The sequence below is a fragment of the Salinibacterium xinjiangense genome, assembly GCF_014645015.1.
In the GTDB taxonomy this organism is placed as follows: Bacteria; Actinomycetota; Actinomycetes; order Actinomycetales; family Microbacteriaceae; genus Rhodoglobus; species Rhodoglobus xinjiangensis.
This window is the reverse complement of record NZ_BMLC01000002.1, coordinates 221594-247466: the sequence shown is the minus strand read 5'-3', so window position 1 is coordinate 247466 and position 25873 is coordinate 221594. Positions and strand designations below refer to the sequence as shown.

At 64.7% G+C, this 25873-nt stretch carries 22 protein-coding genes; 2 read left to right on the top strand and 20 right to left on the bottom strand.

Translation table 11 applies throughout. From position 1 onward, the window contains the following. Positions 1-15: 15 nt before the first annotated feature. The 4 genes from pth to IEW81_RS07925 all read right to left on the bottom strand — a co-directional run bounded on the left by pth (position 16) and on the right by IEW81_RS07925 (position 2877). Positions 16-600 (bottom strand): aminoacyl-tRNA hydrolase, encoded by a 585-nt coding sequence (gene pth, locus IEW81_RS07940; RefSeq protein ID WP_097059410.1) that lies wholly within the window; start codon positions 598-600, stop codon positions 16-18. Positions 601-644: 44 nt separating this feature from the next. After that, positions 645-1307 carry a 50S ribosomal protein L25/general stress protein Ctc gene (locus IEW81_RS07935; protein ID WP_097059409.1) on the bottom strand — a complete coding sequence of 221 codons (663 nt, stop codon included), beginning with the start codon at positions 1305-1307 and terminating at the stop codon, positions 645-647. Positions 1308-1495: 188 nt separating this feature from the next. Further along, the gene (locus tag IEW81_RS07930) at positions 1496-2332 is read right to left on the bottom strand and encodes a hypothetical protein (RefSeq protein ID WP_097059408.1); all 837 of its coding nucleotides are present in this window, start codon (positions 2330-2332) and stop codon (positions 1496-1498) included. Positions 2333-2379: 47 nt separating this feature from the next. Continuing rightward, complete coding sequence (locus IEW81_RS07925; protein ID WP_097059794.1) at positions 2380-2877, bottom strand: gluconokinase; 498 nt, start codon at positions 2875-2877, stop codon at positions 2380-2382. 127 nt (positions 2878-3004) lie between these two features. Between IEW81_RS07925 and gnd the strand changes: the two genes are divergently transcribed. Next, entirely contained in the window at positions 3005-4447 is a 1443-nt protein-coding gene (gene gnd / locus IEW81_RS07920; RefSeq protein ID WP_268236644.1) for an NADP-dependent phosphogluconate dehydrogenase, read from the top strand. A 47-nt stretch (positions 4448-4494) separates the two neighbouring features. After that, the gene (locus tag IEW81_RS07915) at positions 4495-4896 is read left to right on the top strand and encodes a hypothetical protein (protein ID WP_097059406.1); all 402 of its coding nucleotides are present in this window, start codon (positions 4495-4497) and stop codon (positions 4894-4896) included. Here the strand turns inward: IEW81_RS07915 and IEW81_RS07910 are convergent. From IEW81_RS07910 to IEW81_RS07835, 16 genes are all read right to left on the bottom strand, one after another. Then, positions 4893-6605, bottom strand: a complete 1713-nt coding sequence (locus IEW81_RS07910; RefSeq protein ID WP_102017053.1) for a long-chain-fatty-acid--CoA ligase — start codon at positions 6603-6605, stop codon at positions 4893-4895. The genes IEW81_RS07915 and IEW81_RS07910 overlap by 4 nt on opposite strands. After that, a complete protein-coding gene (locus IEW81_RS07905) occupies positions 6602-7579 on the bottom strand; it encodes a ribose-phosphate diphosphokinase (RefSeq protein WP_097059405.1) in 978 nt (325 codons plus the stop codon). The genes IEW81_RS07910 and IEW81_RS07905 overlap by 4 nt, the downstream gene beginning before the upstream one ends. A gap of 68 nt (positions 7580-7647) precedes the next feature. Beyond that, positions 7648-9084 (bottom strand): bifunctional UDP-N-acetylglucosamine diphosphorylase/glucosamine-1-phosphate N-acetyltransferase GlmU, encoded by a 1437-nt coding sequence (gene glmU / locus IEW81_RS07900; protein ID WP_097059404.1) that lies wholly within the window; start codon positions 9082-9084, stop codon positions 7648-7650. A gap of 156 nt (positions 9085-9240) precedes the next feature. Then, positions 9241-9894 carry a hypothetical protein gene (locus IEW81_RS07895; protein WP_097059403.1) on the bottom strand — a complete coding sequence of 218 codons (654 nt, stop codon included), beginning with the start codon at positions 9892-9894 and terminating at the stop codon, positions 9241-9243. Between the two features lie 34 nt (positions 9895-9928). Then, positions 9929-10696: a phosphate ABC transporter ATP-binding protein gene (locus tag IEW81_RS07890; protein WP_229671348.1), complete on the bottom strand. Its 768-nt coding sequence runs from the start codon at positions 10694-10696 to the stop codon at positions 9929-9931. 379 nt (positions 10697-11075) lie between these two features. Continuing rightward, positions 11076-12098, bottom strand: coding sequence for a sortase (locus tag IEW81_RS07885; RefSeq protein ID WP_179691732.1), 1023 nt, complete (start codon positions 12096-12098; stop codon positions 11076-11078). Further along, positions 12095-12862: a hypothetical protein gene (locus IEW81_RS07880; RefSeq protein WP_179691731.1), complete on the bottom strand. Its 768-nt coding sequence runs from the start codon at positions 12860-12862 to the stop codon at positions 12095-12097. The genes IEW81_RS07885 and IEW81_RS07880 overlap by 4 nt, the downstream gene beginning before the upstream one ends. Next, positions 12859-14064, bottom strand: coding sequence for a WxL protein peptidoglycan domain-containing protein (locus IEW81_RS07875; protein WP_097059400.1), 1206 nt, complete (start codon positions 14062-14064; stop codon positions 12859-12861). Before IEW81_RS07875 ends, IEW81_RS07880 begins: the two co-directional genes overlap by 4 nt. Positions 14065-14173: 109 nt before the next feature. Continuing rightward, positions 14174-15466: a hypothetical protein gene (locus IEW81_RS07870; protein ID WP_097059399.1), complete on the bottom strand. Its 1293-nt coding sequence runs from the start codon at positions 15464-15466 to the stop codon at positions 14174-14176. A gap of 129 nt (positions 15467-15595) precedes the next feature. Continuing rightward, positions 15596-16873 (bottom strand): Ig-like domain-containing protein, encoded by a 1278-nt coding sequence (locus IEW81_RS07865; protein ID WP_097059398.1) that lies wholly within the window; start codon positions 16871-16873, stop codon positions 15596-15598. 35 nt (positions 16874-16908) lie between these two features. Then, complete coding sequence (locus tag IEW81_RS07860) at positions 16909-18018, bottom strand: substrate-binding domain-containing protein (protein ID WP_097059397.1); 1110 nt, start codon at positions 18016-18018, stop codon at positions 16909-16911. A 131-nt stretch (positions 18019-18149) separates the two neighbouring features. Beyond that, entirely contained in the window at positions 18150-20888 is a 2739-nt protein-coding gene (locus tag IEW81_RS07855; RefSeq protein ID WP_143544603.1) for a hypothetical protein, read from the bottom strand. Continuing rightward, positions 20878-22656 carry a phosphate ABC transporter substrate-binding protein PstS gene (gene pstS, locus IEW81_RS07850; protein WP_218839946.1) on the bottom strand — a complete coding sequence of 593 codons (1779 nt, stop codon included), beginning with the start codon at positions 22654-22656 and terminating at the stop codon, positions 20878-20880. Before pstS ends, IEW81_RS07855 begins: the two co-directional genes overlap by 11 nt. After that, positions 22653-23909, bottom strand: coding sequence for a phosphate ABC transporter permease PstA (gene pstA, locus IEW81_RS07845; protein ID WP_218839945.1), 1257 nt, complete (start codon positions 23907-23909; stop codon positions 22653-22655). Before pstA ends, pstS begins: the two co-directional genes overlap by 4 nt. A 98-nt stretch (positions 23910-24007) precedes the next feature. After that, positions 24008-25132, bottom strand: coding sequence for a phosphate ABC transporter permease subunit PstC (gene pstC, locus IEW81_RS07840; RefSeq protein ID WP_229671301.1), 1125 nt, complete (start codon positions 25130-25132; stop codon positions 24008-24010). Then, entirely contained in the window at positions 25116-25595 is a 480-nt protein-coding gene (locus tag IEW81_RS07835) for a hypothetical protein (RefSeq protein WP_097059394.1), read from the bottom strand. The genes pstC and IEW81_RS07835 overlap by 17 nt, the downstream gene beginning before the upstream one ends. Between the last annotated feature and the right edge of the window lie 278 nt (positions 25596-25873).

Below are 25873 nucleotides of genomic sequence, written 5' to 3'. Positions count from 1 at the left end.
CGGGGTGCCGGCGAACTACGGCCGCGCGGTGTGGAACTTCAACTGTGCTGCGGTGAGCCCGTCCGTGGCGATGAGCTGCGTGGCATCCGCCGCCTCGTCGAGCAGGTTGGGCAGCGTCGCACGCTCTTGCCCGCTGAAGTCGCGCAGCACGAAGTCGGCGGCGGGCTGCCGCCCGGGCGGCCTGCCGATTCCGATACGCACGCGGGTGAAGTCACCGGTGCCGGTCGCAGCGATGATGTCGCGGATGCCGTTATGACCACCGTGACCGCCTCCGAACTTGAGCCGCACCGAGTCGAACGGGATGTCGAGCTCGTCATGCAGCACGATCAGCCGCGACGGCTCGATCTTGTAGAAGCGCAGTAGTGCGGAAACCGGCCCGCCCGACACGTTCATGAACGTACTGGGCTTGGCCAGCACCAGCCTCGGGCCGGCCTGCAAGCTGCGACCCTCGGCCACTGCGGCATTGGCCTTGTGATTCTTGAACCTCGCCGAAAGACGGTCGGCCAACTGCGCCAGCACCATCTGGCCTACATTGTGGCGATTTCCGGCGTAGTCGGACCCGGGGTTGCCGAGCCCGACTACTAGCCACAGTTCATCCACGGGCTGCGCCTTACGTGAGAACCAGATCGGCCGGAACCTTCGGACTACTCGGATTCCTCGGCGGCAACAGCGTCTTCGTCGTCGCCCTCAGCGGCGTCGTCGCCTTCAGCAGCCTCGTCGGTCTCGGCCTCGTCGCCGAGGTCCTGCTCGACCTCGCCTGTGATGCCGACGATGAGGGTCTCCTCATCGGTGACGAGCGTCGCGCCGGTCGGCAGCGTGAGGTCCTTCGCCAGGATCTGCGCGCCCTCCTTGAGGCCCTCGACAGAGACAACGATGTTCTCGGGGATGTGAGTTGCCTCGACTTCGAGCGACACCGTGTTGGAGTCCTGGTTGATGGTGGTGCCGGGAACCGGCTCACCCTCGACGTGCACGGGGATGTCGACGATGACCTTCTCACCCTTGCGGATGACAATGAGGTCGATGTGCTCGATGATCTGGCGCACAGGATCCTTCTGGACGTCCTTGACCAGTGCAAGCTGGATCGTGCCCTGGATGTCGAGCTCGAGGATCTGGTTCGACTTGCGCAGGATCAGAGCGGTCTCGTGTCCTGGGAGGGTGACGTGCTGCGGCTCGGTGCCGTGACCGTAGATGACCGCAGGGATCTTGTTCTGGGCGCGGATCTTGCGTGCAACGCCCTTGCCGAACGTGTCGCGCACCTCGGTGAGGAGGTAGTTGCTGTCTTTGGATTGTGCGGCTTTCTTAGCCATGATGTTCTCCGTAACGGGCAGGTGCCCAGATCGTATTCAACTCGAACGCATGATTGCCAGCGTGAGGAAAAGCCCAATGCACTTAAGATCAGTGACTCACCCGCCGCGTCGATAACGGAGCCCGCAGGTTCCCTCGCCGAAGTTCAGTGCCCGATCTTACACGAATTCGGAAGTGAACCCTTAGCCGGTCAGCGCCGACGACGGGAGCGAAGCACGGTGCCGAGCGCGGCCGCGAGCAGCAGCATCCCCAGCAGGGCGAGGTTGCCGTTGGGTGCCGCGAACTGCACGGTGACGCTCAACTCTCGAGACACACGTTCGGCGATGGATGCCAGTTGCCCCGGTCCCACGAGGCCGAAGAAGCCGATCGCCGCTATCGCCGACCCCAGCACCATCAGCCCCACTGACGACCAGCGGAGCGTGAGCACCGCAAGGCCGAGGAGAACGGTGCCGACCAGGAGCAGCACCGCTCCGGTTGGATTGAACCCTCCGGTTGCGAGCACGATCAGGTCTGTGTAGACGAGGCCGCCGCCCATGAATGCCAGGAGCACGCCCATCGGTCCAGCAACGATCGCTACGATCACGCTCGCCACACGCGCGACGGCGCCGGGTCTCTGAGAGCGACGGGTCAGGGCTGCAAGCCCTGTCACGAGGAAGACGACGCCCGCAAGCATGCCGATACCGGTGGATACGGAGTAGAGCACTCCGTCGCCAATGGTCGAGCCCTCACCGAACGACTGCGCGATGAGCCTGATGAAGGTAAGCGACGGATCCAGCACCGCGACCAGGCCGGATAACAGGTGAACCACACCCACCGTGATCACGCCGACCGACGACATCGCCACACTCAGCATCGCCACGACGAGGAGCACCAGGCCACCGACGACGAACGGCAGCGCCGTGGGATCGGTGGTCCGGTCGAATTGCACGGCTTCCCGCATCAGCACGAAGCCGCCCTGCCAGAGAGCCGCATATCCCAACACGCTCGCGACCAGCGCGATCACGACACTGAGGGCGATCCTGAGCATACTCAGAGACTAACGAGCGGGCCACGTCGCGCAAGGCTGACGCGGGATTAGTCGAACAGCTCGCGCATGATTCGATCGACGATCGCCGCGGGCTCCGGCGCGATATCGACTGTCACGCCCGGCTCATCGGTCTCGAGCGGCTCGAGGGTGGCCAGTTGGGAGGCGAGCAACGACATCGGCATGAAGTGGCCCTCCCGCTGCCCGATGCGCTGGAAGAGCAACTCGCGAGATCCATGGAGATGCACGAATTTCGTGCCGGGTGCCTGCGCGAGGATTGCCTCACGGTAGCTGCGCTTGAGCGTCGAGCACGCCACGATGATTCCCGGAACCGCGGCGGTGGCGAGCGCGTCCCCCACCGCTTCGAGCCACGGCCAGCGATCATCATCGGTGAGTGGATGCCCCTCGGCCATCCTGGCGACGTTTGCTGACGGATGGAGGGAGTCGGCATCCACAAAGCTGCTGCCGAGACGCTGGGCGAGCAGTCCACCGATCGTGGACTTACCGGAGCCGCTGACGCCCATGACGACGATTTGAGGCCCCTTCACCATCTCAGGCTAGCCGGGTTCGTCGAGCCACCCGCAGAGCCTCCCAGCGAAACGGTCTAGCCTAGAAGACGGCTTCCTCATCATCTGGCACTTCTCAGGATCATCCGGCACTTCTCAAGGAGACACCGTGGCACAGGCAAATATCGGCGTAATTGGACTCGCAGTGATGGGCAGCAACCTCGCCCGGAACCTCGCCAGCCGCGAGGGCAACTCGGTCGCTATCTTCAACCGCTCCTATCAAAAGACGGAGACGCTGCTGGCTGAGCACCCCGAGGCCGAATTCGTTGCCTCGAAGACCTACGCAGAGTTCGCCGCGTCGCTTTCTACTCCGCGCACCGCACTGATCATGGTGCAGGCGGGCAAGGGCACCGACGCCGTCATCGACGAACTGCTGGGCGTATTCGAGCCCGGCGACATCATCGTCGACGGCGGCAACGCGCTGTTCACCGACACCATCCGCCGTGAGAAAGCCGTGCGCGAGACCGGCATCAACTTCGTCGGCGCCGGCATCTCCGGTGGCGAAGAGGGCGCACTGCTCGGCCCGTCGATCATGCCGGGGGGTTCCGACGAGTCGTGGGTCACGCTCGGCCCGATCCTGAAGTCCATCGCCGCGGTGGCTGAGGGCGAGCCCTGCGTTACGCACGTCGGCCACGACGGTGCAGGCCACTTCGTGAAAATGATCCACAACGGCATCGAGTACGCCGACATGCAGCTCATCGCCGAGGCCTACGACCTCATCCGCCGCGGCACCGGCAAGACCCCCACCGAGATCTCCGACATCTTCACCGAGTGGAACAAGGGTGAGCTCGAGAGCTATCTCATCGAGATCACCGCCGAGGTGCTCAGGCAGATGGATGCCTCAACCGGGCGCCCGCTCGTCGATGTGATCCTCGACCAGGCCGGCTCCAAGGGGACCGGAGTCTGGACCGTGCAGACCGCCCTCGATCTCGGCATCCCGGTCTCCGGCATCGCGGAGGCGGTGTTCGCTCGCTCACTATCGTCCAAGCCCGCCCAGCGCGAAGCGGCAGCCTCGCTGCCCGGCCCGTCATCACAGGTCGCCGGTGACGACGAGTCATTCATCGAAGATGTGCGGCTCGCGCTCTACGCCTCCAAGGTCATCGCGTACTCGCAGGGGTTCGATGCGATCGTCGCCGGGGCCGAGCAATACGGCTGGAACATCGAGAAGGGCGAGATCGCGAAGATTTGGCGCGGCGGCTGCATCATCCGCGCCCGCTTCCTCAACCGCATCACCGAGGCCTACGCCGAGAACCCCGGCCTTGTCGCCCTCGTCACCGCGCCGTTCTTCGTCGACGTGATGACGAAGACACAGGATGCCTGGCGCCGTGTGGTCTCGGGGGCCGCCCAGTCCGGCATCCCGACCCCCGCATTCTCGTCGTCGCTCGCCTATTACGACGGACTGCGCGCCGACCGCCTTCCCGCCGCTCTCGTGCAGGGCCAGCGCGACTTCTTCGGAGCGCACACCTACAAGCGCATCGACAAAGAGGGCACCTTCCACACGCTGTGGAGTGGAGACCGAACCGAGATCGAGAGCGTAGGCAGCTCGCACTAGTTCACGCCCCGCCGGATCACCGGCGCCAGTGACACAATGGAATGGTCATGGCTTCTCCCTCAGATAACTCCCACGAGTACGACGACGAACCAGAGCTCGCCGGGTACGAGCCGCACGGCGACAGGCCGCTGCGCAGCCCCCACCTGCTCACCGTGATGCGGGTGGTCGTGGTGGTCGGGCTCATCGGGCTGGTGCTGCCGGGCATCCTGATCGGGGTCTCGACCGCCAACAACACGGCGCAGCGATCATGCGAGATCTACACGTCATATCTCTCGCCGGAGGCCGTGGGTTTCTCGGCCAGGTTCGAACTCGCCAGCGAGTCGGGGATCGGCTGGAACTGCTACGCGGTCGGCTTCGGCGGCTCCGAGACGCTGCTCGCCACCATGGGGCTCATCCCCGGTGGTGCGCGACTGCCGGCGACACCACTGGCTCCGACAAGCGAAACCTAGTCGGCAGCCTCGGCCGTCAGCTTCTCTCGCACCTCGCGACGCAGCACCTTGCCGATGAGCGAGCGGGGTAGTTCATCGAGCTGGTAGACCCGCCGCGGAACCTTGTAGGCCGCGAGGTTTGACCTCGCGAAATCGCGGATCGCTTCCTCATCGAGCTTGCTGCCATCGACAAGCACGACTGCCGCAACGACATCCTCTCCACTGTGCGCGCTCGGCAGGCCCACCACGGCGACATCCGAGACATCCGGATGCGCCCGCAGCGTATCTTCCACCTCGCTCGGCGCGACATTGAAGCCGCCCGTGATGATGATCTCCTTGATGCGGTCGACGATGCGCACGAAACCGGCCTCATCGACCGTGACGATGTCACCCGTACGGAACCAGTCGGCCCCGTCATCCGAGGTCGGGACGAAGACGGCGGCGGTTTCCTCCGGCTTCTTCCAGTATCCGGAGAACACCTGCGGGCCGCGCACGATCAGTTCACCTTCGTCGCCCGGCGCGCGATCGACCGTCGGATTCTCGGGATCGACGACACGGATCTCCGTGTTGGGCAGGGGAAGGCCCACGGTGCCGGCGACCCGAGTGGGGCCGACGGGGTTGGCCATCAGCACGGGGCTGGTCTCGCTGAGCCCATAGCCCTCGACGAGGTATCCGCCAGTCTCCTTCTCCCACGGCTCGACCACGGAGGCCGACAGCGGCATCGCCCCCGAGATGGAGATCTGGATGCCCTGCAGCGAGACACCCTTCTCGTTGGCGGCGGCCTGGAGCCGCTGGTAGATCGGAGGCACGGCCGGGAGGAAGGTCGCGGGGCGCTTCCTGGCGACGGCGAGCACGAGGTCAGGATCGAACTTCGGGAAGAGCACGAGCCGGGCACCCATGCTCATCGCGAAGGTGAGACACAGCGTGAGTCCATAGGCGTGGAACATGGGAAGCACCGCATAGACCACGCAGCCTTCGCCGCGCGTGACGGTCGGCACCCAGGCGCGGGCCTGCGCCGCGTTGGTGGTGAGGTTGAGGTGGGTGAGGATGGCGCCCTTGGGGCTGCCGGTGGTGCCGCTGGTGTACTGGATGAGCGCAACGTCCGACGCGTCCGGGCGCACGATCTCGGGTTTGATCGGCGCAGACTTGAGCAGCTCCTCCCACACGACGGTGCCGCGAACGTTGGCGGTCAGCGCTTTTCGCGAGTCGCGGGCCTTGCTTATCGGCAGCCGGAGCAGCGCTCTCGTGGCGAACGGCATCGCGCGCGTGACATCCACCGAGATGATCGTGTCGACCGCGACATCGGCCGGAAAGGCCTGGATCGTGCCGACGACGTTGTTCCACGCGATGACGACCTTCGCCGCGTGGTCTTCGAACTGGTGGCGAAGCTCACGCGGGGTGTACAGCGGGTTGTGCTCGACGACTATCGCGCCGATCCGAAGCACGGCGTAGAAGGCGACGATGTGCTGCGGGCAGTTCGGCAGCACGAGCGCGACGGTGTCACCCTTCTGCACGCCCAGCAGGCGAAGACCCTCGGCAGCCCGCCCGATCTGCAGGCCCATCTCGGCGTAGGTGGTCTCGCGACCGAAGAACTCGAGCGCTGCGTTGTCAGGGAATTCGGCGATGGATGCCTCGACCAGGTCGTATAGCGAACCCCTGGGCAGTTCCAGCTCGACCGGAACCCCGTCGGCGTATGAGGCGAGCCAGGGGCGAGGGGTGGAGATGGTCACGCGGCGCCGTCGAACATGCTGGTCACGGATCCGTCATCGAAGACCTCGTGGATCGCACGTGCGAGCAGTGGCGCGATGGGCAGGACGGTGAGCGTGGGAAAGCGCTTGTGCTCGGGGATCGGCAACGTATCTGTGACGACGACGGAGTCGATGGATGCGTGCTGCAGCAGGTCAGGCGCGGGGGAAGAGAAGATCGCGTGCGTTGCCGCGACGACGACCTTCGTGGCCCCGGCGGCTTTGAGCGCCTCGGCGGCCTTCACGATGGTGCCCCCGGTGTCGATCATGTCGTCGACCAGGAGGCAGACACGCCCGTTGACGTCACCGACGATCTCGTGCACCGTCACCTTGTTCGGGATGAGCGGGTCGCGACGCTTGTGGATGATCGCGAGCGGCGCACCGAGCTTGTCGCTCCAGATGTCGGCCACGCGCACGCGGCCCATGTCGGGCGAGACGACGGTGAGGGTGGATGGGTCGAGGATCTTCTGGAAATGCGCGAGCAGCACCGGCATGGCGAAGAGGTGATCGACGGGCCCGTCGAAGAATCCCTGGATCTGGGCTGCGTGCAGGTCGACACTCATGATCCGGTCTGCGCCGGCCGCCTTGTAGAGGTCGGCGATCAGTCGGGCGCTGATCGGCTCGCGACCGCGGCCCTTCTTGTCCTGGCGGGCGTACGGGTAGAACGGCGAGACGACGGTGATGCGTTTCGCCGAAGCGCGCTTGAGGGCGTCGACCATGATCAGCTGCTCCATGAGCCACTCATTGATGGGATCTGTGTGGGACTGGATCACGAATGCATCGCAACCGCGAACACTCTCGTCGTAGCGGGCGTAGATCTCACCGTTGGCAAAAGTGCGGGCATCCGTGGGTACGACATCGGTTTCGAGCTCGGCTGCGATGTCGATGGCGAGCTGCGGGTGAGCCCTGCCGCTCACGATCACGAGCCTCTTCTGTCCGGTGATCTTGATCTCGGACACAGTCCCCGCTCTCTGCCGACACTTCGTCGGCGTTTGTCTCCGGCAATCTTATCCGCGCAGAACTGTCGCTAAACCTCGTGGGCGCCGGATGACTCGACCGCCGCCCGCGCCGCAGCTGTGCCTGCGCGGTTGGCCTCGACCCATCCGCTCATGTTGCGCTGCGGGGCGACCGTGATCGCCAGCGATCCCGCTGGCACATCTTTACGAACCACCGTGCCTGCCCCCGTATATGCACCGTCCCCGATGCTGACCGGAGCCACAAACACGTTGTGCGAGCCGGTACGCACGTGCGAGCCCACGACCGTCGCGCTCTTGTTCACACCGTCGTAGTTGGCCGTGATGGTGCCCGCGCCGATGTTGGACTGCTCCCCCACGGTGGTATCTCCGATGTAGCTGAGGTGCGGCACTTTGCTTCCCGCGCCGATCGTGGAGTTCTTCGTCTCCACGAAGGCGCCGATCTTGCCGTCGGCACCGAGATACGTGCCGGGCCGCAGGTAGGCGAAGGGGCCGACACTCGCACCGGCGCCGATGACGGCGAGCGTGGCATCCGTGCGCTTCACGACGGCGTTTTCGCCGACCTCGCAGTCGACCAGGGTCGTGTCTGGTCCGACCGTCGCCCCGCGCTGGATGAGGGTCGCGCCTTTCAGCTGCGTTCCCGGCAGCAGCTCGACGTCTTCGGCGAGGGTCACATCGGCGTCGATCCAGGTGGTGGCAGGGTCCTGCACGGTCACACCGGCGACCTGCCAGCGGCGCACGATCAGGGAATTCATGCGACGGGATGCCTCGGCCAGCTGAACGCGGTCATTGACTCCGCTGACCATCCAGCCGTCGCTCACAGGCACGGCTGACACGGCTGAGCCGCTCGCGCGCAACAGGCCGATCACGTCGGTGAGGTACTTCTCTCCGGCCAGGTTTTGGGTTCCGACGAGCGGCAGCTGCACCCGCAGCGCATCCACGCTGAACACGTAGGTGCCCGAGTTGATCTCGGTGACAGCCCGCTCGGCCAGGGTCGCGTCTTTCTGTTCCACGATGCGGTCGAGCGCTCCCTCCGCGTCACGGATGATGCGCCCGTAGCCGGTCGCGTCGTCCAGCACGGCAGACAGCAGTGTCGCGGCGGCGCTCGCGGCGCGGTGCTCGGTGATGAGCGCGGCGAGGGTGGCGGCATCCAGCAGCGGAACATCGCCGCTGACCACGATCACGTCGCCCTCGAAGCCTGCCGGCAGCGCAGTGAGCGCGACCTCCACGGCCCGACCGGTGCCGGGAATGTCATCCTGGTCGACGAAAATCACATCGGGGACGAACTCGGAGATGGAGGCGACCACGGTGTCGCGCTCGTGGCGCACCACCGCGATGACGACGCTGGGTTCGAGTTCACGCGCCGTGGCGAGCACGTGCCCGATGAGCGAGCGGCCCGCGATGGAGTGCAGCACCTTCGGGCGCGACGACTTCATGCGGGTACCCTGGCCTGCGGCGAGAACAATGACGGCAAGATTCTGGTCAGTCATGCTGCCATTGTCCCGCACTGCGGGCAGCCCGGCACAGCGCCCGAGAAATCGTGGCCTCGAGCGAGTGTTCCGATCCTGTCGACCCACTCGCCGTTGCGGAGGCAGATGCGGAACACTCGGAGCCCCGCGCGGCAGGTGGGCGGGACCAGCGGCGCGCTACGTCCGATCGAGGGCTACGAGCCGTTCCGCACCGGTATTTCCCCAGTAGCAGGTCTGCAGGATCACCGAGCCACCGAGCCCCTCTGTGGCGACCTTCGCGTAGTCGCCGGCCTGCGCGTCACGGGTCGCGGCGACCGTGTACGTGCCGTCGAGGCCGACCCCGGCCAACGTCACCGTGTCGCCGATGGCCATACCCAGCACTATGTCGCCGCCGCAGTAGTTGTGCTTGCCGACAACGGGCGCGTGCACGCCCAGGTCCATCCGCACCCACAGGCACTGGTCGATCTCGGCCTGATACCCCGTGGTGTCGATCGAAATGGACCACTCCGCCTCACCGGTCGCAGCCAGCGTCGGCAGTGCGGGCGCCCTTGGCGGGGGCGCCTCGCCCGGCGCGCCGGCAGGCGCACCGGGCTGCGGCAGCTGGGCTGCGGGGATCGGTGGCGGAGCGGCGTCCGGCGGCGGACCGACAGCCTGAGCTGGGGAATCCTGTTCCACCGCTGCCGGAGGGGCGGCGGGGGCGGCGCCAGCGACATACCCGAGCCCGCCGCCGATGGCGAGCGCGGCGATCACGGCCGGAATGACCCGCGCCAGGGTCATCCGGCGACCGGCACGGTGATAGGCGGCGAAGGGATCGGGCGTCGCGTCGCTCATAATGATCGCGCGATACGCGGTCGTGCCGCCGGGGTCATCCGAATCGGCCGTTGACGTAGTCGAGGGTGCGCGGGTCTGTCGGGTCGGAGAACATCACCGCGGTGTCGCCCTGCTCGACGATCGCGCCGGGGGTGCCGAGCGAGGCCAGGAAGAATGCGCAATTGTCAGACACGCGCTGGGCCTGCTGCATGTTGTGAGTCACGATCACGATCGTCACCTCTTTGGCGAGCTCGAGCATCGTCTCCTCGATGACGCGAGTGGAGGTCGGGTCGAGCGCGGAGCACGGCTCATCCATCAAAAGCACCCGCGGGCGCACCGCGAGCGAGCGAGCGATGCACAGTCGCTGCTGTTGCCCTCCGGAGAGGCCACCGCCGGGCTGGCGAAGTCGGTCGCGCACCTCCTTCCAGAGGCCGGCCTTGGTGAGGCTCGACTCGACGAGCTGGTCTTTCGTGTCGCGGCTGGCCGAGATGCCGGTGAGCTTGAGCCCCGCGATGACGTTGTCATAGATCGACATCGCCGGGAACGGGTTGGGCTTCTGGAACACCATGCCGATGTCACGGCGGGCCTGGGTGAGGCGGCGGTTGGCGTCGTAGATGTCGACCCCATCGAGCAGCACCTCGCCCGCGAGTGAGGCAGACGGGATCATCTCGTGCATCCGGTTCAGGATGCGCAGGAAGGTGGACTTGCCGCAACCCGACGGACCGATGAGCGCCGTCACCTTGCCCGCCTCCATGGTGAGGTCGACGCGGTCGAGCACCTTGCGGTCACCGAACCAGGCCGAGATGGAGTTCGCCTGCAGCACGGCGAGTGGTGCATCAGGCAGGGGCGGCGGGGTGTTGGAGGCGAGTTCTCCGCCCTTCCACTGCGTCTCGGGAAGCTCGGGGCGTTTCATGACCCCGGTGATCGTGGGCACCGCGGTCGTCATGTCGTCGACCGGTGCCGGCGGGGCTTCGACCGACACCTGCACGGCTCCAGCGGTTGCCAGCGAAGCGCGCTTCGGGGTCGTCTTACGCGCAGCTGCCGTGGCCGTGGTGGTCGCTGATGCGGTCGGCTTGCGTTGCGCTGCACCCTTCGGCCTCGGAGCTGTGGGCTTCTTCGAGGTGACGGTGCTGCGGGTGCGCGCAGATGACGCAGTGCTGATGGGTTTCGTCGGTTCGTCCATGTCGTTTCCTCGGGTCGGGCTAGAGCAGGTTGGGAAGAAGCGTCATCGCGGCATCAGCGGTCGCGGCCCCGAGGGCGAGCACGACGGGGACAGCGATCATCCACGTCTGCCACATGCCCCAGCGGCCTCGCACCCACCGCAGGGCTGTGACGGCCACCGTGAGCCACTGCAGCCAGAAAAGCAGTGGGAACCACCCCGTCGAGTCGATGCCGAGTTCGAGTTCAGACGGGTCGAGTACCTCTTTGGTGAACACCGGCGAAGGGGTTTGGTTGGCCTCGGACTCGAGGGACGCGTCGATGTGCAGGGCTCCGGATGGCGCGAGCGGAACGCCGTTCGCCGTGATCAGCTCGAGTCGCCCCTCCCCCGTTTCGAGCGGCTGCGGCAAGAGGTCGCCATCACGTCGAACGCCGAACACCGTGTAGGTCGACTTACCCTGCCCGGTCGTGACAGTGATCTTGTCGCCTGGGATCAGGGCACTCAATGAACCGAAAGGGCCACCGTAGGTAGCCTGTCTGCCCATGAGTATGCTCGTGCCCTGCTGGCCAGGCATGACCGTGTCACGACGGTGACCCGGTCCCTTGGTGAGGTCGGTCGGGGCGGTTCCCTGCACGTACACCTCGTTGATCCCCAGGCGATCGATGCTGATGAGCCCGAGCGGGGCGCCGTTGGGCACGAGGTTGCCATCGACGCCGAGCTGACCCAGCGGCGTGGTCGCAAGCGCGAGCTCGGTGCGCAGATCCTGGTACAGCACATACTGGGCACGCGAATGCTGCAGCGATCCGATGATCGTCACGTGCGTCACGAACCCCAGCAGCAGGGCTGACAGCAGCAGCCAGACGACCCCCACCCACCAGCGGATATCCCTCGGGGTCGGTGCCGGGCGGGTGTTCCGAGGGCGGTTCGGCCGCTTGCGCAGCCAGAACGGCAGTCCCTTCGGCGGCTTCTTCGCCGGCGGTGCCTTCTTCGGCGTCGGGGCCACGACGACAATGGATGCCTCGGCAGCAGCCGCGCCGTCGACCTCGGGTTCGGCTACCAGCGTCACGGGGTTCCCTTCACCGTCTCGGGCCCGCCGCGGAAGGCGTGGGCAATATTGCGCCGGAAGTAGATCGCGAAGATGATGAGCCCGACCAGCAGGGATCCGCACAGGATGATGACCCACCACAGCATCGGTATCGTGCCGGCACCGGCGACCGTCACGACGGTGAATGCACCATTCGACACCTTCTCCGACGCCCAGCCGGTTGCTTCGAGCACATGCGAGCCAGAACGGGTCTCGTCGGGGATCCTGAAGCGGGCCGTTACCGTCCCCGTGGCGTCTGCCACGTAGCTGCCGATGACCTCGGCACCGGGATAGAGCACCAATTGCACCTTCTCGTCGGCGTTGTAGCCGGTGCCGGTGGCGGCCATCCATTCGTGTACCGAAATGCGCTCGGGGTCGAGTTCGAGCTTCGAAGCGCTCCCGGATGGGGTGGCGGGCGGTATCGGCGCGACTACTTCGCCCGAGGGGCTGGCAGGAGTCGTGGGGGTGGCAGCTCCGCCGCCTGAACCCGAGCCTCCCGATCCCGACCCGCCTGGAGTCGTTCCACCCGTCGCTGGCGGGGGGGTCGTCGCACAGGCCGTCGGCGCGGGGGTTGCGACGTCACCGCCGCCCGACTGGCCGATGTCGGGGATGGTGACGCTGAGGGGCAGTGACGAACTCGTGCCGGGGCATGCCGCGGCGAAAGCCATGTTGCCGACTGCCAGCGACGGCAGAACGCTCGAGGCCAGGATCAACGTGCCGATCCCGAGGGCGATGACTCGTCTCATACCGCCTGCACCCCCGTAGTGCCCGGCCCGCCGAGCGCCTCGATGCGCGCCGCCTCTGCCGCTTCGTCGATCGCGTCGTACAGGCGGTCTCGCATGCCGGTCACGTAACGGTGGACGAGGAAGATCGCGAGGATCACGACAACGATGAGAGCGAGCAGCGTCCACGACATGGCGAGCGAGAACGCCGAGGATGACACGGGCAGGAATTCGAGCGCCTCCTCCGTCTCGACCACCGGAGCCGCAGGATCCGCCGCCGCCGGAGCTGCCACAGCAGGATCCGCCGCAGCTGGACTCGTCGGCGCGGATGAGGCGCCAGCGGTCGGGCTATCGCCGATGGCGTTCCCAGCAGTGCCGATCGCCCCGGGCACGAGAGTGACGGTCGACCATGCCATCAGCAGAGCGGCGATGGCGGGCACCTGCGAGGTCACTCGCACGGTCTGGCGGGGAAGGATGTTGGAGATCGGCTCCGGGGTGAGCTCTCCCAGTGGGATGCTGAACGGCCCGGTGATCTGCAGCTTCTGGTTCACATCCATCCGCACGTTCCCGGTGTTGCGCACATCGTAGGTGACCGACATTGTGCCGGGCGCGAAGGGGTTGAGTTCGGGGGTGAAGCCGGCGAGGAATCCGCTGGTCTCGACACCGACATCCGGGATTCCCGACACCGTCAGGTACACGCGAGCGCCGACGCGCTGTTCGAGCACGACCGCGGCGCCATCCTGGTCGCCCGTCGTCAGGACCGATGCAACGATGCCACCGACGTGATCGCCGGGGGTAGCGTCTGAGGGAACGAGGACGGTGAACGGAATGCTCGCCTCCGTGCCGGGCTGGAGCGTGATCTTGTCGATGTCGGTCGTGATCCAGGCGCCGGCGTCAATAGGCTCTTCTTCGCGCTTGAGCAGACCGAACGCCCCGGTCTCCAGCTCGTTGCGGGCGTCGGTCGCGTAGATCAGGAATTCGGCGGCGGTGGTGCCCTGGTTGGTGACGAGCACGGTGTCGTTGATCTGCGTGCCGGGGTCTGTCTTGTAGTCGAAGGTGCGGCGACCGCCCTCTGCCGTGGGAGCAGGTTCCACACTCCACGTGATGTCACCGTCCACCGCTGCCGCGGTCGGGGCCGGAGCAAATCCGAACGCCGAAACAGCCAACGGCGAGAGGGCTAAAGCCATGGCCATAAGCAAGGAGATGGGGGTGGTGATTCGGGACATCCGGGTTATCCAATCAGTGTGAAGCGAGCAGGATATGAACGGAACATTAACTACGGATTCAGGGTCTGGACGACCGGTCGCGGGGTCGCCCGTCGATTAGCGACTGAACCTAAATGAGGGTCAGGGTGAGCACTGCCGAGTAGTCACCGGCAGGAGTGTTCTTCGGAGCCTTGAGCTGCAGCAGCGCCGAAACGTTGCTGACCTCGACATTGTTCGGTGCACCAGTGGCCAGCGTGCTGACCGTCGTCAGGCCGCTGACCGAACCCGGAGCCGGCAGCACAACCGCACCAGCAACAGAGTTCGGAGCACCCGTCACCGACGGGGTCCAACCCAGGTACTTACCCGAGAGAACCTTCGTACCCGACTTGAAGTCAGCGATCTGGCCGGTGAGGCTCCACGCCGGGAAATCAAGCTGGCGTGAATCGGTGACAACAGCGTTCAGCGTTCCGGAAGCGTTCAGCGTTCCGGCGTTGAGCGTTGCCGCACCAAGAGCGACCGAAGCCGGCACACCCGTCAACGTCAACACACCGCCACCAGCACCCGCAGCAACTGACGTCGTCACGTTCGTGCCACCTCCCTGGCCGCCGACGTTCACTGACGCGTCGCCAGATGACGACCCGACATGAGTGTAAAAATTGGAGCTGTCGTAGTCAGCACGGTAGGTGTGCGGGCCGTCAGAGACGCCCGTCAGCACGAGCACGGCGTGACCGGCGACGACCTCTGCGATTCCGACGATGATCGCGGAATTCTCGATAAAGGTGACAGGGCCCGGCGCTGAAGTGTCGACCAGGCCGGTCGCCGCATCCTTGATGGACGCGTCGAGGGTCACCGTCGAGCCTGACGATGAGGCCGCGAGCGAGACGGTGGTGTCGACCGGGGGTGGCAGCACGCTCCAGGCTCCGGTGGACGCATTCCAGTCGATGGCGATCTGGAGGTACGGATCCGTGGCGGCATCAGGGCCGGTCGCCGATGCCGACCAGTAGTAGCGCAGTTCGACGATGCCGGTGGTGAGGCCCAGTTCCGGCGCATCGAGCTCGAGGTTGCTCACATAGTTATTCGCGGCGACGGTAGACCTGTCAGCGAAGCCGGGCTGGCCGTCGAGACCGAAGGTGCCATAGGTGCCGGGAGTGGATACCGTGCGCATGCTCGCGATCGGCCCGCGGCTCACATCCCCCTGAAAAATGAAGGTCGCGCCGGAGGCACGCGCTCCGGCCGGCGCGCCCACGTTCGTGGCGATGCTCGACAGGAAGGTGGAATCCGCGGTGGCGTTGCCGCTGAGCGGCGAGACGGTGAGGGATGCGACCTGGACGACGGGCCCGCCGGCGAATGCGGGCTGGGCCGCCGCCAGCGATCCGGTGAGGGATGCGGCAATGATGGCGCCAGCAAGGGCCGCGGCCCTCAACCGGAAGCAGGGGTCATGGTCGGGGGCTCCTTATCAGCGTCGGGGGGAACGATGAGGGGTGGTGAAATGGTGGTGGCGAGTTGGGCCCAGCAGTGCGCTGTGCCCAACCCGCCGGTGAAGCGACTGAACCTAGATGAGGGTCAGCGTGAGCACTGCCGAGTAGTCACCGGCAGGAGTGTTCTTCGGAGCCTTGAGCTGCAGCAGCGCCGAAACGTTGCTGACCTCGACATTGTTCGGTGCACCAGTGGCCAGCGTGCTGACCGTCGTCAGGCCGCTGACCGAACCCGGAGCCGGCAGCACAACCGCACCAGCAACAGAGTTCGGAGCACCCGTCACCGACGGGGTCCAACCCAGGTACTTACCCGAGAGAACCTTCGTACCCGACTTGAAGTCAGCGATCTGGCCGGTGAGGCTCCACGCCGGGAAATCAAGCTGGCGTGAATCGGTGACAACAGCGTTCAGCGTTCCGGAAGCGTTAAGCGTTCCGGCGTTGAGCGTTGCCGCACCAAGAGCGACCGAAGCCGGCACACCCGTCAACGTCAGAACCCCACCACCAGCACCCGCAGCGACCGACGTCGTCACGTTCGTGCTCTGAACAATCGCGCCGACGTACACCGATGCCGCGGTCGAGGTGGATGCGGTGAAGTTGGCAGCGTTCGTCGGCGTAAAGGTAGCGGTGTAGCTGTGCGGGCCATCGGTGACGGCCGGGAGGTTCGCCGTGGCGACTCCACCCGAAACGGCGACGTTGGCAGCAACAACGGTGGAACCTTCGGAGAAGGAGACCGTCCCGACAGCTGCTGCGGGTGCAACAGTTGCCTTCAGCGTCACGGCCGAGCCAGTGGCCTGGGCCGTCAGCGAGGTCGTGCTGGCCACTGCAGCAGCAGGAGCGGAGTAGACGGCCCAGGCACCTGTGGTCGAATCGAACGTCATGTTGAGCTTGACGTACGGGTCCGTCGTACGGTTCGGTGCAGTGGTCGATGCGAAGTAGTACCAGCGCAGCTCCCAATTTCCGGTCACCAGAGGGGTGACAAGCGCTGTCAGCTGCTTGTTGCTCACGAAGTTATTCGTCGGGCTGATCGAGCGGTCATGGAATGCCGCAGAACCGTTCAGACCGCTTGTCCCAGCCGTTGAGGGCACGTTGCCAGCGTTTCGCGCGTTCGCGAGCGACCCCATCTCGACGCCATTCTGATAGGCGAACGTTCCGGCTAGCACGTTGTACGGCGCGACTGCGCCGATATCCAGGGCGATGCTGTTGAACAAGTAGGTGTCTGAGACGTTACCCGAGGTGGGCGTGACCGTGAGCGTTCCGGGAATCTCGGCAGCCGAGGCGGATTGAGTAGCGCTCAACCCACCAACCGTGAGCGCCGCGGCAACCGCGATTGCTGCGATCTTTTTGGAGATGTTCATTGCTTTAAGTGTCCTTATCGTTTTTCTAGCGGGGGTTAGTAACGGAAGGCTTGCTTGTAAGTGGTGGTGTTACCGCAGAGGGAGCCGATGGTGCCGAATCCGAACTGCTTGATCTGTGCGGAGGCCGCACAGACACTCGAGGTGGTTCCTGAGAAGGTGTTCCTGAGCAGGGTGTCGGCCGTCGACGTGCCGGCAAGGCGCGAGGTCTGCACGACGTTGAACACGAGACGGTTGATCGGGAAAGCGGTGTTGAGCTCGACTCCGCCACCTGCGGTCAGCAGGATGGGCTTGACCGTGTCGACGTTGCCCAGCGCGATGTTCCCACGGCGCTCGATGACGTTGGTCGGCAGCGCACCGTGGTTACCCTGCGCGATGTACTGCGCGATAGAGAACGGTGCGATGTCTCCGGCGTTCTTGATGTAGGTACCGGTGTGCTCCTGTGCCGTGTTGCCGATGTCCGTCGTCGGGGTTCCGACGATCGTCGCTTCGGTCAGGCCGAGCGCTGAGAGCCAGAAGGAGCGAGTGCCGGACCCTGACTGCGGGATGATCGGACGGATCGTGACAGCGTTGAAGTCGCCATCTGCGTAGGTGGTGACGGCGCCACGGTAGATGTTGCGCAGTGTGAACGGCGCGGGTGAAACAGCATCCTGTGAAGCGCTGCCGAGAGCAATGTCGCGCGGGAAGTCGCTCGCCTGGCTCACCGCGTACGTGACGGCGTCACGAGCGAAGGGGACGAAGGTCAGGTCGGTTCCGACGAAGGAGCCGCTCGGTGCGCTAGAGCTACGAGCGAAGTCGAGCTGGCCGGTGATGCTCACGCCGCCCGAAGCCGGGAACGTGCGCGTACCGGTGTTGTTGATCGACGCGCTCAGGGCCTGGACGCCCTGCGTCGAGCCGTTCGGACGGTTGAACGTCGCGCCACCCGACGTGGTCTGGATAGTTGCCGAACCGATCGCGTCCCAGGAGCCGATCGAGGTCACGACCGTGGCGACACCATCCACAACATCCTGGGTGGTGTCAGAGCCCGCGCCGTTGAGCGGCTTGAAGCCGATCGGGTCTGCGTACGCGGGGGCCGCTGCGCCGAACGCGAGCGTGGCGGCAGCAGCAGCTGCTACAACGCCAAGACGCAGCTTTGTTTTGTTGAGCATTGTGTTCCAACCTTCGTTTGGTAGGGTGCCCCTGCAGTTCAGTCCGGATGGACTAGCCCCTCATTGGCTTTGCGGTTCGATGAGGGGTTTTCTTGTGCGCCGGAGCGAAACGCACAGGAAGTTTCGGGTGTTTAGAAGAAACCTCTGCCTCTGAGTAAGACCGGGGCGATGAGCAGGCCTGCCAGCCCGATGACAAGGGCGATCACGAGGCCGGAAAGAAGAAGTGGATCGGTAGACGAGGCGTTGGTGCGTGCCGTCGACAGTTCGTCGACTCCGGCAACGACCGCCGGATCGGCGGCAGCCGCAGCTCCAGAATCGGCCGCCGCCTCGAACGGATCCTGAGCGATGGCCTTCGGAGCAACCGGACTAGCGGCAGCAGGCTTCGGCGCAGGCGTTTTCGTTACCGGCACGAAGGAGTCGATCGTGGCGATAGCAGCCACGGCCTGCGTTTTCAGCTCGTCGGTGAGAGGCAGGTAGCCGGTGGGCAGCTCACCTGGCGCGGTGCCCAGGATCTGCCCGGTCGTCGTGACCTGCTTCAACATCGCCGAGATCGTCTTCCTCGCCGCGACCGGGGCTTTGGTCAGGTTGACACCTGCGTACGTGACCATCGTCATCGGCCATCCACCTGCAACCACCTTTGACGGATCGACCTGCTTCACCGAATCCAGACTCGTCGCCGTGAGCGCTGCGAGCGCCTTCGACATCGATTCGGGGGTCATCGTGATGGACTTCACATCGGCTGGCACCGTCTTCGCCGTGACCGTCGTTCCCGGCGCGGTGAGGCTTGCGGTGCTGATGCCCCACCGCTGGGCCGACACGCTGTCGGTGACCGTGATCATGAATCGCTGGCCCGGCACCTGGGCACCGGTGGCCTTCCAGTCGCCCTTCTCTCCCACCGCGTTGATCGAGTTCGGATCCCACATGGTCTTCGCTCGCGAATCCGCACGAAATGTCTGGCGCGCGCCAGCGAGGAAGGTCTCGGAGTACGGCGCGAACTGAATGGAGTCGAACCTCGACCGCTCGGTGGCGAGCTTCAAGGGCATCAGCGTTTGGTCGTACTTGGAGAAATCGTCGGGCGGAGAGTCGACGAGTTTTCGCGGAGTGCCGTCGAGGTTGCTCAGTCCCACTGCCCGTGTGACCGCGGTCTCGAGATAGTCCCGCGACTCACTCAGGTACCAGGGGATCGTCGCCGCCGCCGTGCCTTTGGGGAGGTAGTAGGGGTTGACCGTCATCCCCCACGGGTCCTCCGCGCCGGAAAGGAACGCCCGAGCGTCAGCGTCGGCGAGGATCCAGCGCCACACCTGCCTGATGCCGTCAGATTTGGACCCCGGCAGCACGAGTGCCGGTACGTACTGGAACTGCAGGTAGTTCGTCGGATTCAGAACCTGGAACTCCGGATCCTGGAAAGGCTTCGTGTACTTCTGGTTAGCAGCACCGAGGTGAGTCGCGTTCCTGCCCTGGCTCGAGATGGACTGCGGCACCAGGAACGGATAAGACTGCGTGAGGTATTTCGCCATCAGGCGTGGTGAGAAGACGAGACTCTCCTGGCGGCCTGACGCGGATTCGGCGACGAACCCGATCACCATCGACGAGACGCCGACGGGCACGTAGCTCAGTGTGGTTTTTGCGAAGTTGGTGCGCTGATTCTCGGTGCTCAACTCACCCGCAGCCACAGGGTTGCCGCTATACGCGATATTCGGAGAGCTGAGCCCAGTATCAATCAGCTGTGCTCGCGCCAACACATCAGAATTGGTCGAAAAACTGAAGGTCGACTTCACTGACGAGCACAGCGACGGCTGCCACGAGCTCATCGCAGCCGTCATCAACTGTGACCCGACCACTCGGGTCTCCGTGCTGCCGATCGCGCAGGTGACACCAGTCGGCATGAAGTCGAGAGGAACCACGATGCGATTGTCGAAATAGTCGCACTGGTCGTTTACCGGGCTTCCCCCCTGGATGACGTTGGCCTGGCCTTTCTTGAACAGGTCGTACGGGTCCTGGTTAGCCCGGACCCCGCTGCACTCATCGCCATTTCCGCCAAAGTGAGTGCCGCGCGGCACCACCACGAGCCAGCACCGAAGGTGCTTCGCCGAACCACAGCCCAACTGCGGTGCTGACGCGGAAGACTGCGTTTCGAACTCGAAATAACCTGATCCCTTCGTACCGATACGGGCGGCGCTCACCTCGTTGGTACTGGACGAACTGAAATAGTTGAGCATGTCGTACTGGGCGAGACCATCGACCAGACGTGGCTTGCCGCTCACTTCCCTGCCGTTGGCGGTGCGGAACGGAACGTCGTGGGTGGTGGGCTTTGCGAAGTCATTGTCGAGGGGGCCGACACGACCGAGATTGTCGGCGATGACCGAGTCACCGACGCCCGTGCCATCCACTCGACCGCCCCATTGGCAGGTTTCATTGAAATCAACCGCATTGGGGTCATCGCCCCAGCACTGCATCGCCTGGATGTAGTTCTTCGCGCTGTCGGCCGCGACTCCGTCCCGGCTCTGCGTTGCGCTGATAGTCGGGCTGAACCCTGTGACGGAAACCCGGACAGTCTGATCGACAATTCCCTGCGTCTGGGAGACCGAGACTTTGATGTCGTTGAACTCCGCATAACCGGAGCTCGAAGGGTTGCGTTCGGGTTGGAAATCCTTCGCCAGTGAGACATCGCCGTCCCAGGCGACAGTCAACTCCGAGTTGGTGGATGTCGCGGCAACCGCTGGCGTCGAATCCACCGGCACAATGACGACCAGCCCCATCACGGCCAGCGTGACGAGTGCGCCGGAGACTGCCGTGACGACGCGCTTGACGCGGCGCTGAGCTGGCGACTTCGGGTGGGAGAGCATCACAGAGAGCACGTTATGAGTCACCCTTCGAAGCTGCGGCACTACCACGTTTCCTAAAGGGGTTATCAAGATGAACTTTGGGAATTCTCAGCCGATTCTGGGACGAGTTCTGTCGCTTCTTGCTTCCGTCTGTCCGACGTCTGGTCGGGCCGCGGGGAATACCCGCCATGGCTGCTCTTCTGCGCGCGATCATCGGAGGGAGAAACACCAGCGAAATTGCCGCAACCGCCGCGAGAAGCATGAACGCGAGTGTCGCGAGCGACAAACCTCGGCCGGGCAGGTCGACCGGCGAACCGGCGACAATCGGGTCGCCTCCTGCAGTCAAACCGACAGCTTTGCCGTCGACGGCAGCCGGCACACCTCCCGCACCGACGGCACCTCCTGCACCGACGGCGCCCGCAGCACCGGCCGCTGCGGCGGCGCTGGCCGTAGCAGCTGCAGAGCTCGCATTCCCTGAACTGTCTGCGGTGACCGTGTCTGCCGCACCGCCTGTGCCGGTCAAGCACTGGTCTGCGCCCTGCTTATCGCAGGCCTGGGGTTGGGGTGCTTCGTTGGCGAGTTTGTTGGTGCCATCCGGCGAGAAGGTCGGGTTGTTGCAACTCGCGATCGTCTTGTTTTTTGGGTTTCCCCCGGGAATTCTCTGCGCCTGTTCGAGACCGGCGGAGGCAAGGTTGACCGGCAACGGGGAGTACCCCAGCACCTCGGCGGACTGCTGGCCCTCGCATAGGAAGTACGACACAAACTCGGCGAGCGTCAGTCCCTTGTCCACGGTGAAATTGCCTTCGATCGCGAGCGGGACGATCATGTAGGAGTAGGACGACAGGGGATAGGTTCTGGGGTCTACGTTGCCGTACACGCCGCGCAGGTCGGCGGTGAGGTAGTCCGGGGATGCTGCGGTCGTGTTAACGACCGCTGCCAGCAAGGAGACCGCAACGTTCGAGGCCGTCGGCTCTGTGAAGTAGCCGGAACTGTTCAGCACCTTGGCGACGGGAAATCCCTCGTTGAGCGCGTAGGAGGTCTCCACGTAGGTGATCGCACCTGCCGCGTCGCCCTTGACGAATCCGGCTACGCCGTCCGAGCCCTGTTGGCTGACGAATGCCGAGCCGGGAACAACCGGGTAGTTGGAGGTGATGCCGCAGTTCGAGCGACCGGCCTTGGCGCAATACGCGTTCCAGATTGCCGGATATTGCGACCTCATCCATGACGAGAACTGTGCCGTGGTGCCCGAACCGTCTGAGCGCACAACCGGCACCACGGTAATCGCCGGAAGTGTGAGCTTTGGATTGTCTTTTGCGACCGCCGGGTCGTTCCACTTCGTGATGACGCCGGTAAAGATCTTGGCGAGCGTCTCACCCGACAGTCGCAGGTTATTCACCCGCTGGCCACCGATGGCGAGGTTGTACATGAAAGACGTACCACCGGCAACGATCGGGATGTAGGCGAACGGCCGCTTCGGCTTCGGGTCGGGGGCGTCACTGCCGCTCAATGTGTAGGGAATTTCCGAGACGCCGAAATCAATAGTTCCCTGCGAAAAGAGGGTTCGTCCGGCTGTGGACCCGCTGGCGGTATAACTCACCCTTCCCTGATAGTTGTCGAAGAAGTTTCTGGTCCACTGGTCGAGGGCGTTGGCTGACCAGGTTGATCCGGCACCCTGTACAGACTGGTACTGAGGACTGGCCTCGGCGTCGGCCGCAGTCGTACCTTCAACACCGGACCCGAGGGTCAGCGCCACCACCATCACGATGGCGAGCGTCCCCTGAATGCCCCTGGGGACGGTCAGCGTCTTTTTCACGATTTGGTGTCTTTCCTGGTCGGTGTGGCGGGGGATTCGCGAGGTGGCAATGGATGGCCGATGCCGAGCCGCGCGCGCAGCGAGCCGCGCGACGCTCCCCCACCGTTGCGGTCCAAACCGAGCTCACGCCTGCGGTAGCGGTAATCGTCATCGCGGGACTGCCTCGTCCGAGCGCGCTGCTGCCGAACAGAGAGCTGACCCGCGCCCCTGCCGCCAATGGCTCTTGCCAGTGCGAACAGGATCAGGACGAGCACCATGAGCACCGCGGCCGTGCCGAAGCCTCGGGCGACCATCGTCAATTCCGGGGACTTCACGAACGTGAAAGTGGTGAGCGGCAGCGATGTCATCGGACCGTTAAACGGGTTCAGGTTGAGGAATGTCGTGGCACCCGCCGTCAGGAGCACCGGCGAGGTCTCACCGATGCCGCGCGCGGTGCCGAGGATGATGGCCGTCGTGAGCCCCGACCTGGCCGTCGGCAGGGTCACGTTCCAGACCGTGCGCCACGTCGAGGCACCGAGCGCTCTCGACGCCTCCTTGAGGTTTCCCGGCACGAGTCGCAGCACAACATCGGCCGAACGGATGATGATCGGCAGCATCATCACCGTGATAGCGAGGGATGCCGCGAAGCCCGACCGGTTGAAGCCCAGAAAGACGATGAGCGTCGCGTAGATGAAGAGACCGGCGACGATGGACGGCAGCGCGGTCATGGCCTCGACGATCGTGCGTACGAAGCTGGCGTAGCGTCCGGGGAACTCGCTCAGGAAGACGGCGGTGAGGAGTCCGAGCGGAATGCTGATCGCTAGCGCGATCGTGATCATGATCAGTGTGCCGACCACGGCGTGGAGCACGCCTCCCTGTGTCAGAGGCTCAAGCGGACCGGCGTTGCTCATGTCTTCGATGAAAAAATTCAGGTTACCCAACGGCGCGAGTCCCCGACCGAAGGTGTAGATGACGACCGAGAACAGCGCGAGTAGCAGGATGAACGCGAGCGACTGGATGAAAACGGCGATGAGGCGATCCTTCACCGTGATCCGGTTCTCATCGAACGATGTCAAGATCGCGAACAGGATCAGGAAGATCAGGTAGGAGATCAGCACGAAACCGAGCTGCCCCTGCAGCGGGAGCGCAAAAAAGTAGAGCCAGGCTGTGAGTCCGACCGCCGCGGCGGCGGATCCGAGCATCCGGATCACATCGACGGTGCGGACGGTTGCCGTCGACCGGCGAGCCTCGGCCGCGCCGGGCGGCGTTGCCATTGCCGCATCCCTGATCCAGGTGCGCGGACTCGATACAGGAGGGGCCACGTGTGCGGGCGCAAGCGCGGTGGGCGCCTCGGTCTGTTCGGTGGTTGACATTAGTCGCTTTGGCTCCCTGAGCGGCTTCGCACGATGATCGTCGAGGCGATGAAGTTGACGACGAGGGTGATGAGGAAGAGAGCGAGCCCAGCCGCCATCAACGCGGAGATCTCGAAGACCGACGCCTCGTTGTAACGCAGGGCGATGAGGGCCGAGATCGAGTTCGCACCCTTTTCAAGAATGTGCGGCTGGATGACGAACACCGGCGAGATGATCAGGAACACCGCGATGGTCTCGCCGAGTGCCCGGCCGAGACCGAGCATGGTTCCACCGATGATGCCACCCCGACCGAAGGGCAGCACAACGTTGCGAATCATGCCCCAGCGGGTGGCACCGAGCGCGAGTGCACCCTCACGTTCGCCGATCGGGGCCTGCGTGAACACCTCCCGCATAATCGAACTGGTGATCGGCGCGACCATCAGGGCCACGACGATTCCTGCGATGAAGGTGGATGCCGCGAACACCGTCGGGCTTGCCAGCGGGTCGTTCGTGTCGAAGCCATTGACGCGGAAGACGGGGATCCAGTTCAGATAGGTCGACAGCCACTGGGAGACAGGGATGATGTTCGGACTCAGGAAGAACACGCCCCACAGCCCGTAAACGACGCTGGGCACGGCCGCCATGAGGTCGACTATCGTCACCAGTCCGTTCCTGATCTTCGCCGGGGCGTACTCGCTGATGTAGAGCGCCGTGCCCAGTGCCAGGGGCAGGGCGAATGAGATCGCCGTGAGGGCGATAAAGAACGTGCCGGCCAATACCGCGGCGATGCCGAACTTGCCCGAGTTCGGATCCCAGCTCTGCTCGGTGAGAAAAGACGGCCCGGCGACCTGCAGGGCCTGGAAACCCTGGTAGGCGAGAAACAGGCCGACGAGCGACATGACGGTGACCACGATGGTGCCGCCACCGCGCGCGATCCAGCGGAACGCGGCATCCGGCCGGTCGATCTTCGACGACAGCTTTCTCGGCTTGTCTTCGGCAACGGGCAAGGCCTCGGTCATCGGCTCGGTCACCTCGAGAATCGCGGTGCCTGTCTCGACGCTGTCTGTCTCAACGCTGTCTGTCTCAACCGTTCCTGTCTCGACGGCGCCTGCCTCGACGCTGCCTGTCTCAACGCTGGCGGCCAAGATCGCCTCCCATCAGTGCAGGCAGGTTGAGTCGAGCTCCGGTGTGCAGCGTCGCCGACACGATGGCTTTGCGTGCGATCTCGATGGAGTGGCGGCGGTCACGGTCGGTGACGTACCAACGCGCGCACGTCATTACCGGCACGCCATCGACTGTCGTGAACCATCCGTAGACTCCGCGACCCGATTCGCTCACCTGCTCGATGACCGAATCGGCGCTCGAATCGACGACGTGTTGCGCGCCGGCGGTTGCCGACTCGAAGGTGCCGTAGACGTCCACGCTCCTGGCCAGCTCGCGGTTGTTCGCAGACACCAGTTGCCAGACGATACGGCTGTCACCGACAACCGGCACGGTGGCTCGCGCGGTGCGACCGACGACCCGTGAAACATGAGCGATCCACGGTGTTAGTTTTGGACTGTCGGCACTCTGGAAGCGCACGAAAACTACACGAGGTCCAACAGCCATTGTCGGCCACCTTCTGATGAGACGCGGGAGCCTCGACATCGGGTAACGAGGCGAGTGCATTCAAATCCCGGGCACTAAACGCGTCGCGTCGCAATCACATACAACAGCGCTTTATTTGGTGAACAGTGGATGTCTCGGGGTACAACCGGGGTACGGCCGGTGAGGGGTTCCGACAACTGGCGGTCGCCGTCGTATTCACTCGCGTCGCGCGTTCACCTATGAAACGCGACATGCAGATGAGATCGAAGGTCGCTAGACACCTCCTGATGTAGTTGACC